This is a genomic window from Mycolicibacterium komossense, assembly GCF_025822605.1.
Lineage (GTDB): Bacteria > Actinomycetota > Actinomycetes > Mycobacteriales > Mycobacteriaceae > Mycobacterium > Mycobacterium komossense.
Genome location: NZ_JACKTY010000028.1, coordinates 318,056 through 332,564 on the forward strand (window position 1 = coordinate 318,056; position 14,509 = coordinate 332,564).

At 66.9% G+C, this 14,509-nt stretch carries 7 protein-coding genes; 1 reads left to right on the top strand and 6 read right to left on the bottom strand.

Annotated features, from left to right (window positions below; all coding sequences use genetic code 11):
* Positions 1-14: 14 nt before the first annotated feature.
* Positions 15-740, top strand: coding sequence for a GAP family protein (locus H7J73_RS12465; RefSeq protein WP_264067687.1), 726 nt, complete (start codon positions 15-17; stop codon positions 738-740).
* Positions 741-745: 5 nt separating this feature from the next.
* Here H7J73_RS12465 and H7J73_RS12470 read toward each other — a convergent pair whose 3' ends face one another.
* The 6 genes from H7J73_RS12470 to lipL form a co-directional block, all read right to left on the bottom strand.
* The gene (locus H7J73_RS12470) at positions 746-2,059 is read right to left on the bottom strand and encodes a hypothetical protein (RefSeq protein WP_264067688.1); all 1,314 of its coding nucleotides are present in this window, start codon (positions 2,057-2,059) and stop codon (positions 746-748) included.
* Positions 2,060-2,099: 40 nt separating this feature from the next.
* A complete protein-coding gene (locus H7J73_RS12475; protein ID WP_264067689.1) occupies positions 2,100-3,473 on the bottom strand; it encodes a condensation domain-containing protein in 1,374 nt (457 codons plus the stop codon).
* 2 nt (positions 3,474-3,475) lie between these two features.
* Positions 3,476-4,882 (bottom strand): hypothetical protein, encoded by a 1,407-nt coding sequence (locus tag H7J73_RS12480; protein WP_264067690.1) that lies wholly within the window; start codon positions 4,880-4,882, stop codon positions 3,476-3,478.
* Between the two features lie 12 nt (positions 4,883-4,894).
* Positions 4,895-6,337, bottom strand: coding sequence for a condensation domain-containing protein (locus H7J73_RS12485; protein ID WP_264067691.1), 1,443 nt, complete (start codon positions 6,335-6,337; stop codon positions 4,895-4,897).
* Between the two features lie 23 nt (positions 6,338-6,360).
* Entirely contained in the window at positions 6,361-12,645 is a 6,285-nt protein-coding gene (gene pks2 / locus H7J73_RS12490; protein ID WP_276031164.1) for a sulfolipid-1 biosynthesis phthioceranic/hydroxyphthioceranic acid synthase, read from the bottom strand.
* Between the two features lie 500 nt (positions 12,646-13,145).
* Positions 13,146-14,462, bottom strand: coding sequence for an esterase/beta-lactamase LipL (gene lipL / locus H7J73_RS12495; RefSeq protein WP_435405474.1), 1,317 nt, complete (start codon positions 14,460-14,462; stop codon positions 13,146-13,148).
* Positions 14,463-14,509 lie beyond the last annotated feature (47 nt).

Sequence of the window (14,509 nt, forward strand, 5' to 3'; positions counted from 1 at the left end):
TAAGGTCATCACCCATGTGGACGACCGTGTTGGTGTTGGCCATCGCGGTGAACTTCGAGCCGACCCGCATCGGGTTGATCACGCTGATGCTCAGCAAGTCCCGGCCGATCCTGCATTTGTTGGCCTTCCTGTGCACCACCGCCGCGGTGACGATCGGCGTCGGCGTGCTCGTCCTGTTCGTGTTCCACCACGGCTTCTTCCTCGACCTCGACATCAGCGGAGCCAAGGTCCAGATCGGTATGGGCGTGATCGCCCTGGTGGCCGCAGCGGGGCTGGCCGTCAGCGTCCTCGGTGCCCGCTTTTCACGTAGATCCCCCTCCGCTGCGACGATCCCCCGCGATACCGCAGCGGAGGCCCCGTTCGAACCGGTTCCGCCGCGCGCCCTGGCCAGGCTGACGACACATGCCCGCGGGCTCGTGCAACGCGACTCACCGTGGCTGTCCGGCGTGATGGGCCTCGGAGTCGCGGTGCCGTCGGTGGACTACATGGCGCTGCTGGTCCTCATCGCCACATCGGACAGCGCCCCCCTGGTGCAGCTCGGCGCGCTGCTGACCTTCGTCGTCATCGGCGACGTCGTGGTGGGGATTCCCCTGCTGTGCTGTCTGGTCGCGCCCGACCGGACCCGTGCCGTCCTGGTCACGCTGCGCAACTGGATTCGGGCGCGGACCCGTCGCGATCTGGCGATCGTCCTGGCCGTGATCGGCGGCATCATGATCGCGGTCGGTTTCCACGGGCTGTAGCCGCGCTAGTTGATCGTGCCGCTCAGATCGAAATCCGCCAGGACGGCCGCCAGCAGTCCGCGCAGATGCTCGCGCGAGTTCGGCGTCCAGGGTTGATACGCCCTTGCCGCCATGAACACTTTGCCGCAGCTACGCCCCGACGTGATGTGCAGTTCGCCGTAACTGAGCTCATGACTGTGGGTGGTGAGGTTCTGCTCGACCAGTCTGATGGAGAAGTAATCGGCCGCGGTCCCGTCCGCGAGTGCCACCGCCGGATCGAGATCACCCAGGTACGAACATCCCACCGGAAGATCCGCAAAACCCCCAGCTTCCGGCGGCACGTTTCTGGCCACCGCGAGCGGAATGAACGGGATCAGCGGCAGCAAAGCCTCCTGATCGGCGAAATCTCCCAGCCCATCGGTCAATGCCTGCTTGATGCCTGCGCGCAGGGTGCGAAGCTCGCCGGTGACAGGTGCCGGGTCGGCCGTCAGCTCCACCGATTTGAGCGCATTCGCGCGGGTGTCGCCCTCGGTGCGGTCGCTGACCGGGTAGGCCAGCGTCACCAGCCCGTCGTCGCGCACCCGGCCGGTCCGTTCCGCAAGCTTCGCGGCGAAGCCGGCGAAAAGCGAATTGCTGGTGCCACCAAGGGCTTTGGCGCGAGCATCCCAGTCGGCGATATCGACGTAGGCGGTGGCCGTCGGCAGCTCGATCCGCCGATCGGCATCCGAGATCTGCGTGGAGCGTGTACGGCTCGGGTTCGGGCTCGCCTTACCGCGGCTGGCCTTCTTGGCGAGCTTCGGCGCCGCAGCGACCGCGCGAACCATGTCCGGCACACCCAGCGCCGCCCCGCGGGCATCGTCAGCGACGGCGGCAAGGCGCCGACGGGCCCGCGGCGGCGGATATCCGAGATCACGGGTGATGCCCTTGGCGGCGTCGGCCAGCACGATGGCGAAGCCCAGGCCATCGATGACGGTGTGCGAGGCGACAATGCTGACGGCGGTTCCGTAGTTTTCGATCGGGACGATGCCGACATGCCAGGACGGCCCCGCCTCGGGATCGATGGGCACCGCCGCACGTTGGTCGGCCCAGACGGCGACATCGGACTGCGATCGGATCGGTGCCGCAACATCAATGGGGGTCGACGGCTCCCACCTGATCCAGCGATCGCGGCCGAACGGCAGCGGGGACCGTTCGATCCGCCGGCCGATCAGTCCGTGCGCGAGGTTGTCGACCATCCGGTTGAGCCCGTCGACGTCGATCTCGCGCGCATACACCCAGGTGGCTTGTACACAGTGAACATGCCCGCTGGCGCGCACCCAGTGAAACGATGCCTGGTCCATCAGGGCCAGTGTGTTGTCGGGCTTGTCTGCCGATGGATGGCTAATCGATGACACCGGTGAGCTCGAACTCCGCCAGGGTTTTAGCCGCCAGCTCACGCAGGGCGGCCTTCGAATTCTCGCCGCCGGGCCGGTAGGCGATGACGCCGATGGACACCTTCCCGGCGATCCGTCCCGACACCAGGACGAGCTCCCCGTTGGCCCGTTCGTGCTCACGTCGGGTCATCTGGCGATCCACACCCCGCAGATAGACGTATTCGGCCTGGGTGCCGTCGGGACGGCCGATCGACGCGTCGAGATCGCCCATGTTGGAACACGCCACCGGAAGATTGCCGAAGCCGAACAACGCGCCGGCCGCACGCTTCATCAGCCGTTTCGGGATCAGCGGTATCAGCGGCAGCAGCAGCCCCAGGTCGTCGTTCGACTCGCGGACCGCGGTGACGGCCGTCTTGAGGGCAGCCCGGGCAGCGGAGAGATCTGTCGTCACCGGCTCGGGGTCGACGCTGGCCTTCGCCAAGGACATCGCGTTTGCTCGAGTGTCCTCCATCGTCCGCTGACTCACTGCCGCCAGCAACGTGACGCTACCGTCGGCCTCTCGGCGGTCGATCCGCTCGGCGAACTTCGCAGCCAACCCGGCGAGTAGCGAATAGCTGTTTCCGCCAAGCGCGTTCGCTCTGGCATCCCACTCGGCGGTATCGACGAAGATCGTGATGGCAGGCACGATGAATTCCTCGTCATACTCCGGCCCCAGCGCAACCTCGGCTTTCGCCGGTGCGGATTCCCGGCTCTGCCTGCGACTTGCCGACACGAGTTTCGTGACAGCGACGGCCGCCTTCGCGATCTTGGGCAGATCCCGCACGATCTCCCCGAAATCGGTGATCAGCCCACGCAGCCGGGACCGAGAACCCGGTGCCGGATAACCGAAGTCGCTGGTCACCCCGTTGGCCGCGCACGCCATGGTGAACAGCGCCCCGCCGCCGTCGGAGATGCAGTGCGAGCCGATAATCGAGATCGCCGTCGACCCGTCCGTCAGAGGAAGCACGGACAAGCGCCAGGCCGGACCTGTTTCCGGGTCGATCGGCAGCTGCGCCCGCTCGTCGATCCAGTCGGTGAGTTCAGCGCGGGGACGCGGATGCGGGGCGAAATCGATATCGGATGCCGGCCCCAACGAGGAGACCCACCGGTGCCTGCCGAACGGCAGCGGCGACCGCTCGATCCGCCGGCCGTAGAGCCCGTACCCGAGGTCGTGGTAGAACCGCTTCAGCCCGTCGAAGTCAACCGGATGCTCGTAGAGCCAAGACATCTGCATGAGTTGCCCGCGGCCCGTGGCACGCATCGACAGCAAAGTGGCCTGGTCGATCAGCTCCAGTTGATTATCCTGTGGCCCAACACTTCTGGCCGGTACTGAGAACGTCATGCTCAGTCGATGATACCGGTCAGCTCGAACTCGGCCAGTACCTTCGCCGCCAGCTCACGCAATTCGGGTTTGGTGTTCTCGGCGCCGGGGCGATACGCGATGATGGCCAGGCTGAGCCGACCGTTCACCCGTGCCGAGATCACGGTGAGCAGGCCGCGACGCGCTTCGAGGAAACCTCTGGTGACGGCACCGTCGACCCCGCGGACGTAGACGAACTCGGCGTCGGTGCCATCTGCGCGGCCGATATCTGCGGGCAACTCCCCCAGGTTGGAACACGACACGGGCAGGTCCGCAAAGTTGAACATCGCATCGGCGGTTTTGCGCACGGCACGCTTGGGCAGGAACGGGATGAGCGGCAGGAGTTTCAACGCCTCGTCGGGCGAATCCTTGCGGGCCTTCAGACTCTCCCGGATGGCAAGGCGCAGGGCGGTCAGATCCGAGGTCACATTCGTCGGATCGACGGTGATATCGCCGAGTGTCACCGCGTTCGCCCTGGTGTCTTCCAGAGTTCGATCATTGATCGGGACGTTGAGGGTGACCATGCCGTCTACTGCGCGCACCCGCCCGATCCGCTGAGCCAGCTTCGCGGCGAACCCGGCGCTCAGCGCATAGCTGTTTCCACCGAGGGCAGCGGCACGGGCATCCCACTCGGCGGCGTCGACGAAAACCGTGATGGCGGGCGCAACCACGAGCTCGTCGTCGTGACGACCGGCGACATCGCGGGGTGCCGGTGCACCTGAACTCGCACTGTCGCGCTTGCGCTTTCGGGCCTGCCGAACCGCTTCGGCGACCGTGCGGGCCACCTCCGGTAGCCCTTGGACCGTCTCCCTGGCGTCGGTGAGGATGGCGCGCGAGCGGGTGCGGGACAACGGCGGCGGGTAGCCGAGATCGCGGTTGACTCCGTTGACAGCCTCGAAGACGGTGAGAAACGCGCCGCCGCCATCACCGATGCAGTGCGACCCCACCATCGTGACCGCCGTCGAACCGTCGGTGAGCGGCAGCACGCCCAGATGCCACGCCGGGCCCCACTGCGGATCGATCGGGAGCTGAGCCCGCTCGTCGAGCCAATCGCTGAGTTCCTCACGCGGACGGGGGTGTTCGACGAAGTCGATACCTACGGGCGGACCGAGCGACGACACCCATCGATGGCGTCCGAAGGGCAGCGGCGACGGCTCGATGCGTCGGCCGGCCAGCCCATAACCGAAATTCCGGTGAAAGCGCCTCAACCCCTCGAGGTCCACCGGATGCTCGTAGAGCCACGCGCACTGCATGACGGCCTCTTCGCCGGTGGCACGCAGCGCGAGGAAAAGCGCCTGATCGGTGAAGGTGAGCCGATTATCTTGCTGCGGTGGATGTTTGGGCGCCCGTCCCCTGAAAGGTGAACGGGCGGGACGGTTCTGCGTCGGCACAGGTGAGACGTCCTACTGCCCGTAGCCTGCCGCGCCGGCCCCGGCCAGGACTGCCGGCGCGTAGCGCCCGTCGGCGATTTCCAGGAACACAGCCTTCATCGCGTCGACGAACCGGGAGGTGGATTCCCGCGCGATCGGGTTGTCCGGGTACGCCACCGTCACGGTGGTGCCGGCTTCGCGCCGGTTCACCCAGATACCGATCTGCTTGGCCGCCCCCAGGTCGCAGTAGATTCGGCCGTTCAGCCGCTGCCAGTACGACATCACCACCGGATTCAGCGGCGGCAGGCCGATGTCCAGATACGACAGCATGGGCACACCCGAGCCGGGCTTCTTTATATGGGGCAGCGATTCGGCCAGCTCGAAGACCCGCTCGAACGGGACGTTGGACATGTCCATGCCGCTGTCGAAGGAGGCCTGCGCGGCACGCGCGACCTCACCGAAGGATCGCCCGACGACCGGAACGGAAATCGGGACCAGGCCGGTGTACCAACCCGTCGTCGCGAATTCTTCCTGCGTCGTGCGGGTCGTGGTGGGCGTGATCACGTGATAGTCGGCGGTTCCCGAGAGTTCACATTCGGCGATGGCAGCGCAGGCGAACACACCGCCGATGAACCGGGCACCGACCGCGGTGCAGGCCAGCTCGAACCTGTCGGTCTCGTGGGCGTCCATCAGCTCGACCGTGAGTAGGTCACCCAGGCAGTGCACCGACGGGTCGCCCAGCGGTAGCGGGAACTTCGGCAGCGAGCCCGCATTGTTCTCGAAGAAGTCGATCCACCCGCGCACTTCGGGCGACTGCAGGGTCAGCCCGGAGGTGTACTCCCGCTGGCGGACGCAGTAGTCGTGGTAGGAGGCCGTCTCCGTCAACCGGATCGGGGCCCCGCCTTCGACCAGCGCGGTGTAGTTCATGTGCAGTTCGACGAACAGGGGCACCATCAGCATCGCATCACCGTGTAGATGGTCGACACTGACGTACAGGGTGAAGTGGTCGGCCCGTTGGATGACCCCGAAGCGGAAGCAGTCCCACTCCAGAGGAGTCGGGGTGGCCAGGATGTGGTCGCGCCACTGCCCCGACGTCATCTCGCCGTGCCTGGTGGCGACGAACTGAATGTCATCGGGGTTGGTGGCGGTGTGGCGGACGATGCTGTCGTCGTCGGCGAATTCGAACCAGCTGCGGTAGGTGTCGTGGCGGCGCAGGTAGGCGTTGATGACGTAGGTCATGGCGCGGATATCGCACCGACCGGGCACATTCCAGGCCGGGATCAGCAGCCGGGCCATCTCGAGTCCGTTGGCGGTGTGCTCGCGGAAGCTGCGGATGTGCTGATCCTGCTGGTAGCTGGCGGGTACGTCGCTCACCGGGGCGGCGCTCAACTTCTTCACCGACGCCGGCGAAGGACCCCACGACACAACCGACCCGGGTGCATCCACCCAGTGTTGGATCGCGGTCAACTGAACCATTCGTTTCCCCTAACCTGACCGCACTACCGAGACTCGGCGGACGTCACGACGCCAGTCAGCATCTCGCACAGATTCTCGGACAGCGCCCGTACCGTCGTGATGTCAATCGACCGGACGCGGATTCCCGTTACCGTCTCGATCCGGGTACGGAGTTCAAGGTTGCCCAGCGAGTCCAGACCATACTCCGACACCGGTCGATCGGGATCGACGGAACGGCGCAGGATCAGGCTGACCTGCTCGGACACCAACCGTCGCACCTGGGCCGGCCACTCGTCACGCGGCAGCTCGTGCAGCTCGGCACGGAAGCCGCTGACGCCGGCCGAACCCGAGGTGCTCGAGCGGAAAGCCTCGGCGAACGAGCTGCGCTCGGCCAGATCGGTCAGCCACGGCGTGCCGATGGCAGGCGCATATCCGCTGTAGGCCCGGTTGTGCCGCAGCATGGCCTCGAACGCGTACGCCCCTTCCTCCGGGCGGATCATCGTGGTCTCGCCGTCGGCGGCCAGGTGGGAGCCCCGGCCGATCTCGTCCCAGGCCGCCCAGGCGATCGCCGTGGCGGGCAGACCCTGTGCGCGGCGCCAGTGCGTGAACCCGTCCAACCAGCTGTTGGCGGCCGCATAGGCACCCTGGCCGGGTGACCCGAGCAGAGCAGCTGCGGACGAGAACGAGCAGAACCAGTCCAGGGGCTCGGAAATGGTGGCGCGGTGCAGGTGCCACGCGCCGTAGACCTTGGGGTCCCAATCCCGCTCGACAAGATCGTCGGTGATGTTGGTGAGGATCGCGTCCTCGACCACCGCCGCCGCATGCAGGACACCCCGAACCGGGAGACCGGTCGCGGTCGCCGTCGCGACGAGGGCGTCCACTGTGTCGGATTCGGCGATATCACCCGTCACCACTTCGACGTCGGTACCCCCGGCGCGCATCCGCTCGATCGCCTCCAGCGCCTCCGGCTTCGGCTGTGACCGCGAGTTCAGCACGATCCGGCCGCAACCGGCCGCAGCCATCTTCGACGCGAGGAACAAACCGAGACCGCCGAGACCACCCGAGATGATGTAGGAGCCGTCTCCGCGGAACACGTGCGCCTCGGTCTGGGGCACGACGACGCTGGTGTGCCCGACCCGCGGCATCGACAGCAGCAGCTTGCCGGTGTGCTCGGCCGCGCCCATCACGCGGATCGCCGTCGCGGCTTCCGCGAGCGGATAGTGCGTGGTCTCCGGTTGCGGCAACACACCCTCGGCGGTGAGCCGATAGACAGTGTCGAGCAACTCGCGGATCTGCTCAGGGTGGGTGGCACACATCAGAGCCAGATCCACGCCGTAGAAAGACAGGTTGCGACGGAAGGGGAACAGTCCCATCCGGGTGTCGTCGTAGATGTCCTTCTTGCCGATCTCGATGAACCTGCCGCCGAAGGCCAGCAGTTCCACGCCGGCCCGCTGCGATGCGCCGGTTAGCGAGTTCAGCACGATATCGACGCCGTAGCCATCGGTGTCGACTCGGATCTGATCGGCGAACGCTGCGCTACGGGAGTCGTAGCAATGGGCAATACCCATGTCTCGCAACAGTTCCCGACGCTCTTCAGTGCCGGCCGTGGCGAAGATCTCCGCACCTGCGGCACGGGCGATGGCGATGGCCGCCTTGCCGACGCCGCCGGTTGCGGAATGGATCAGCACCTTGTCGCCGGCCTTGATCCTGGCCAGGTCGTGCAGGCCGTACCAGGCGGTGGCCGACGCAGTGGTGATCGCGGCTGCCTGGTCGGCCCGAAGTCCGCGAGGCAGTGTCACCGCGACGTTGGCGTCACACGTCAGGAAGGTGCCCCAGCAGCCATTGGACGACATGCCGCCCACGTGGTCGCCGACCCGATGCGACGTGACATCGGGGCCGACCGCGGTGACCAGACCGGCGAAATCCAGGCCCAGCTGGGGGCGGCGCCCGTCGAAGCTCGGGTACCGACCGAACGCGACCAGCACATCGGCGAAGTTCAGGCTGGATGCGGCGACGGCCACCTCGATCTGTCCGGGCCCCGGCGGCACCCGATCGAATGCCGCCAGCTCCAGGGTCTCGATGTCACCGGGCGTGCGGATCTCCAGCCGCATGCCGTCGCGCTGGTTGTCGACGACCGTGGTGTGACGCTCGTCGGGCCGCAACGGACTCGGGTACAGATGTGCGGTGTACCACTGACCACGGCGGAAGGCGGTCTCGTCCTCCTCGGACCCCGACAACAGTTGCATGGCAACCGATTTGGCATCGGAGGTGTCGTCGACGTCGATTTGAGTGGGTCGCAGGCTCGGGTGTTCCGCACCGATGACGCGCAGGAGGCCGCGGACGCCGGCCTGCTCCAGATTCGGCCGATCGTCACCGAGCACCGCCTGAGCACCTCTGGTCACCACGTACAGGCGCGGGCGACCAGGCGCCTCCGGCAGCTCACGGGCAATCCGCACCAGGTGGCGGACATGCTCTCCGCCGCGGCGAGCGAGCTGTTCCTCCGGGACGCTGTTGTGCGGTGTGGCGACCACCACGACGCCGCTGAACGCCTTGGCGGTGAAGTACGAACCCAGTCGGGTGGCGTGGCCCGCATGGTCGGCGTGCTCGGACCACGACATGGTGGTCACGTCCGCGTCGCGCAGCTTCAGTGCGTCGGCCAGCTGCGAAGTCAGCAGATCCGCGCCGTCCGAGGTGCTGACGATCAGGAAGGTGCCGGGGTTGGCCTGGGTCACCTCGTGCAGCTCCTGTTGGCGCCACTCGACGGCCAGCAGGCGCTCGTTGAGCACCCGCGCGCCCTCGTTGCCCTCCGACATGCCGCTGCCCATCGACAGACCGTCGACCGAGAGCAGTGCCGTCCCGAACTCGTCGAGCAGCACGATGTCGGCCTCCACGCCGCTGCCGTCCAGCGAGGTGACCGTGGTGAGGCAGTAGCGCGCATTCCTGGTCGGTGCGTGCACCCGCAGTCGCCGCACGCCCAGCGGCAGCAACAGGCCGCCGGTACCGGTCGTCTGGACTCCGGGATGCGCCGCGACAGATTGGAAGCAGGCGTCGAGCAGGGCCGGGTGCACGTCGAAGGCGGTCTGTTGGCTGCGAATCGAGATGGGCAGGCCGATCTCCGCCACGAGCGTGTCGGCATCGCCGTCGCTCGCGTTGACCGCGGCGAGTCCGGTGAACGCGGGGCCGAACTGGACGCCCCGACTGTCGAACCACTGCCGGACATCCTCGCCCGCCATCCGCAGCGGGTGCGCGGCGAGCAGCTCGACCAGGTTGTAGGTGGTGCTCGTCTCGTCGGGATCGGCCGCGTGCAGTACCGCACTGGCCCGGCGCTCGCGCTCACCGTCCCGGTCGGTCTCGACCACGAATTCGAAGGCGCCCGCGGCATCGACCGAGGCATCCGCGCTGACGGGGGTCTCGTCCTCGAGGAGGAGCATCGCCTCGAACTTGACGTCCCGAACCTCGGAGGCGTCACCGAACGTGGCCCGGGCAGCAGCAAGGGCCATCTCGCAGTAGGCGGCGCCCGGGAGCGCCGCCACGTTGTTGACCTGGTGATCGACGAGCCAGGGCAAGGCCGCGGTGCCGACTTCGGCCGCCCAGACATGCCTGGCCGGTTCTTCGAGTAGTCGCACGTGCGCACCCAGGAGCGGGTGAGCAGCAACCAGGTGGGCGCCGCGCACCTGATGGTCCGCGCCATCGGTGCCCAGCAGCAGATGCCGCTGAGTCCAGGTGGGCAGCGGCGCATCGACCAGGTTGCCTTCGGGAAAGACGGCCGAGAAGTCGATCTCGGCTCCTGCGGCGAACAGGTTGGCCAGGAATCCCCGCAGGCCGCTCGGCATCTCCTGGCCGCGCCGCATCGCGGGCAGAGCTGCCGTCGCGATATCCGCGGCGGCCGAGGTCTGGTCGACGGCGCGGACCAGCAGCGGGTGGGGCGACAGTTCACCGAAGACCCGGAAGCCATCCTCAAGAGCCGACTGGACTGCAGCCGAGAACCGGACGGTGTGGCGCAGGTTGTCGACCCAGTAGTCGGCGTCGCAGTACGGCTCTTCGCGGGGGTCGAACGACGTCGCCGAGTAGTACTTGACCTCCGGGGCCAGCGGGGTGATGTCGGCCAGCTCCTCGGCCAGCCGGTCCAGGATGGGGTCGACCTGCGGCGAATGGGACGCCACGTCGACTGCCACTTCGCGCGCCATCACCTCGCGCAGTTCCCACGCCGCGACGATGTCGCGCACGGTCTGCGTCGCGCCGCCGATGACCGTGGACATCGGTGAGGCGACGACGGCCACCACGACGTCCTCGATGCCCTGCTGCTCGAGCTCTTCACGGACACGCTGCGCGGGCATTTCGACCGACGCCATCGCACCGCCGCCGGCGAGTTCCAGGCACAACCGCGATCGGCGGCAGATGACTTTCACACCGTCTTCGAGCGACAGCGCGCCGGCGACGACGGCGGCACCCACTTCACCGAGCGAATGACCGATGACGGCACCTGGCCGCACGCCGTAGGTCTTCATGGTGGCCGCCATCGCGACCTGCATCGCGAAGATGGTCGGCTGCACGCGGTGGATGCCGGTGACGGTCTCGGGAGCCAGCAGCGCCTCGGTGACAGAGAAGTCCGATTCCGCGGCGATGAGCGGTTCGATCTCGGCGATGGTGGCCGCGAACACGGGCTCGGTCGCCAGCAGACCGGCGCCCATTTCCGCCCACTGAGAGCCCTGTCCGGAGAAGACCCAGACGGGTCCCCGGTCGTCCCGGCCCACCGCCGGCTGGAAGGGGTCGTCGCCGTTGGTGACCTCATGCAGGCGTTCGACGAGTTCCGCGGGGCTCTGGGCGATCACCGCGGTGCGGACCGACCGGTGTCCGCGACGGCGGGCCAAGGTGTAGGCGAGATCGGGCAGCGCCACGTCGGCACCGGCGGTTTCGACCCACTCGGCCAGATGTTGCGCTGTCCGGCGCAGCTCCTCGGCCGAGCTCGAGGACACCGGGAAGACGAGCGGTTCTGCTGGGGCGGAGCCGGCTGCCGGGTGCTGCACAGACGTCGACGCCGGCGCCTGCTCGACGATGGCGTGCACGTTTGTGCCCGACATCCCGTACGAGGACACGGCGGCGCGACGCGGACCGGTGTATTCGGCGGGCCACGGGGTGGTCTCCTCCGGGATGAACAGGCCGGTCTTGATCTTGGCCATCTCATCGGGAAGACGGTGGAAATGCAGGTTCTTCGGAATCACACCGTGCTCGACGGCCAGGACAGCCTTCATCAGGCCGAGAACACCCGCGGCGGATTCAGCATGGCCGAAGTTGCTCTTCGCCGAGGTGAGCGCGACGGGTCCGTCGGCGGCGTAGACAGTGGAGACGCTGCTGAACTCGATGCCGTCGCCCACCGGGGTGCCGGTGCCGTGCGCCTCGACCATTCCCACGGTGCCCGGCTCGACCCCGGACACGGCCAACGCCGACCGGAACACGTCGATCTGCGCGTCCTTGGACGGCGTCAGGATGTTGTCGGTGCGGCCGTCCTGGTTGGAGGCCGTCCCGCGCACGACCGCCAGGATCCGGTCGCCGTCGCGCTCCGCGTCCGACAGGCGCTTGAGCAGCACGACACCACAGCCCTCGGACCGCACGAAGCCGTCGGCCGCCACGTCGAACGAGTGGCACCGCCCGGTCGGTGAGAGCATCCCTTGGCCCGAGGACGACACATAGAGCCGTGGATCCAGCATCAACATCACGCCGCCGGCCAGCGCGAGATCACTCTCCCCCTCGTGCAGGCTGCGGCACGCGGAGTGGATCGCGAACATACTCGAGGAGCACGCCGTGTCCAGCGTCATCGCCGGTCCACGCAAACCCATCGAATGCGAGACCCGACCGGAGGCCATGGAGAACGGTGTCCCGGTGAATGCGTAGGCCTGGTCGAACATCCCGGCGTCACTGGTGATTGCCGCGTAGTCGTCGTGCGAGAGGCCGAAGAACACTCCCGTGGAAGTGCCGGCCAGCGACGCGGGGGTCAGACCCGCGTGCTCGGCCGCCTCCCACGACGTTTCCATCAGGAGCCGGTGCTGCGGGTCCATCGCGGTGGCCTCGCGCTCGTTGATCCCGAAGAACTCAGGATCAAAACCCGCTACGTCGTCGAGGAAAGCGCCCCACTTGCTGACGGACCGCCCCGGCACTCCGGGCTCGGGGTCGTAGTAGTCGTCCGCATCCCAGCGGTCCGACGGCACTTCGGTAACCAGATCTCTGCCCTGCAGCAACGCATCCCACAGCTGCTGGGGGGAATTAATTCCACCCGGAAGACGGCACGCCATCCCGATGACTGCAACGGGGGTGACCGGTGCATTCCCCAAGTCTGCTCACCTCTTCTGCGCACGCGATACACGGTAGTTCCCGGACGATCTCAGATGCAGGCAAATCATCCCCGCACGGTTTCGTCATCTTAAGACATGCCCTGCATCGAACAATTGTTACCAATGTGAACCGGTAGCGTAGCGGCTGCCCGCTAACGGCGAGGTAAAAAAACCCCGCGCGGCTCAACTTTTATCCGATAAAGCGCCTGGTTGCATCGTTGCAGCTCAGTGACCCTCCGAGAGATTACACCGTGCAAACCGGTCTTGTTGCTCTCGCAAACTGAGCGAAGGCCGACCAGGAGTTCGCGAACCCTGAGCCGAGGTCGCCGGCTCCCCCTTCACAGTGTTGTTGCCACAATCCGGCCAGTGGAAGCGTCAAAGATCAAAACCTGGAAGATCAGCAACGCCGCAAACTCAGGAAAAATTAAGGTTTCATTTTGACTACGCCCGTATTCAATTTTTTGGAGCGGCCGATAGTTCGCGGACCGACGCGCCGGGGCCTAAATACCGACCGTCCTTTCCGGATAGCCGACGGTGGCCGTCAGCGAACCTCCGGCACCCGCAAAATGGGCCCCGGCCTCGGTGACAGTGCGATACCCGCGGCTATCCGCAACCGCCGCACCACGCCGAACCAGGGCGGCGGTCGCGACGAAACCGGCCTGATCCCCCACCAGTAGCGGGGTAAGCAGCCGATTGTGTACAAAACCAATGGCCAGGCCCGTTTCAGGGATCGCCCAGCCCAACGAGCCGCCGAGTCCGACATGCCCGAACCCGGGCAGCACTCCGGGCAGCGGCAAGGCGTGATACCCCAGGTGAAAGGACATCGGCATGACCATGCTGCGGTCGAGGCGCAGACTCGGCCGGCCGACCAAACCGGCCGTTAGGTCACGTGACAGAAAACGCCGACCGTCGACCTCACCGCCATTGGCGATAGCGCCGTACATCCGCGCCAGGCCGCGTGCGGTCGCCACCCCGTTGGCGGCCGGGAGCTCCCCGTCCAACAGCGGCGTTGTGCCCTGGACCATGGATTTCATACCCCGGAAGTACATGGCGCCGAAAATCGCCGACAGGGGCAGCGCCGCCAGTCTCGGTGCCGCGAGGTCGAAGAACGGATTCGGGATGTTCAGCTGCGGAGAGATGATCTGCGCCGGCTGGGTGGGCGCGCCCACCGGTGGCCGGCCGAGATACAACCCGTCCGTGTCGAGCGGGTCGGCCAGCTCCTCCCTGATCAGATCCCGCATTCCCTTGCCGGTGACCGCTCTGGCCAGGCCCGACACCAACCACCCGTAGGTCAGCGCATGGTAGGCCGGCTTCCCGCGCAACCGTGACGCCGGCGCGGCCGCCATCCGTTCTTCCATCAACCGATGGTCCATCAGCTCCGCCCGCTTGATGCCGTTGAGCTGGGACAACCCGGCACGGTGCCGCATCATCTCCCGCACAGTGATATCGGCCTTGCCGTTGGCGCCGAACTCCGGCCAGTACTCCGCGATCGGTGCGTCGTAGTCGATCAGACCTCGATCGGCCAAGCGGTGGATCACCGTCGAGGCCATCCCCTTGGTCGCGGAGAACACCATCGCGCCCGTATCCGCCGTCCAGGGCACCGCGCCCCGGCGGTCGGCCCAGCCGGTCCAGACGTCGACGACGGGCTCACCGTGCAGGTAGACGGCCAGCGCCCCACCGCCGAGGCGGCGATGCGGGAACAGGGCGGCGAAACTGCGAACCGCACACGCGAATGCAGGATCGAAATCCCCGTGCAGGCGGTCCGAGCCACTGTCCACGGCCTCCGCCACGGGTTGCTGAGCAGTTGCTTGGGTCACAAATATTTGAACCTACCGCGTCCAGCCGCAAACACAGCAACTGTTAC

Coding starts and splice junctions, on each gene's coding strand:
- H7J73_RS12465 (WP_264067687.1), top strand. CDS start 15: ATGTGGACGACCGTGTTGGTGTTGGCCATCGCGGTGAACTTCGAGCCG.
- H7J73_RS12470 (WP_264067688.1), bottom strand. CDS start 2,059: ATGGACCAGGCATCGTTTCACTGGGTGCGCGCCAGCGGGCATGTTCAC.
- H7J73_RS12475 (WP_264067689.1), bottom strand. CDS start 3,473: ATGACGTTCTCAGTACCGGCCAGAAGTGTTGGGCCACAGGATAATCAA.
- H7J73_RS12485 (WP_264067691.1), bottom strand. CDS start 6,337: ATGGTTCAGTTGACCGCGATCCAACACTGGGTGGATGCACCCGGGTCG.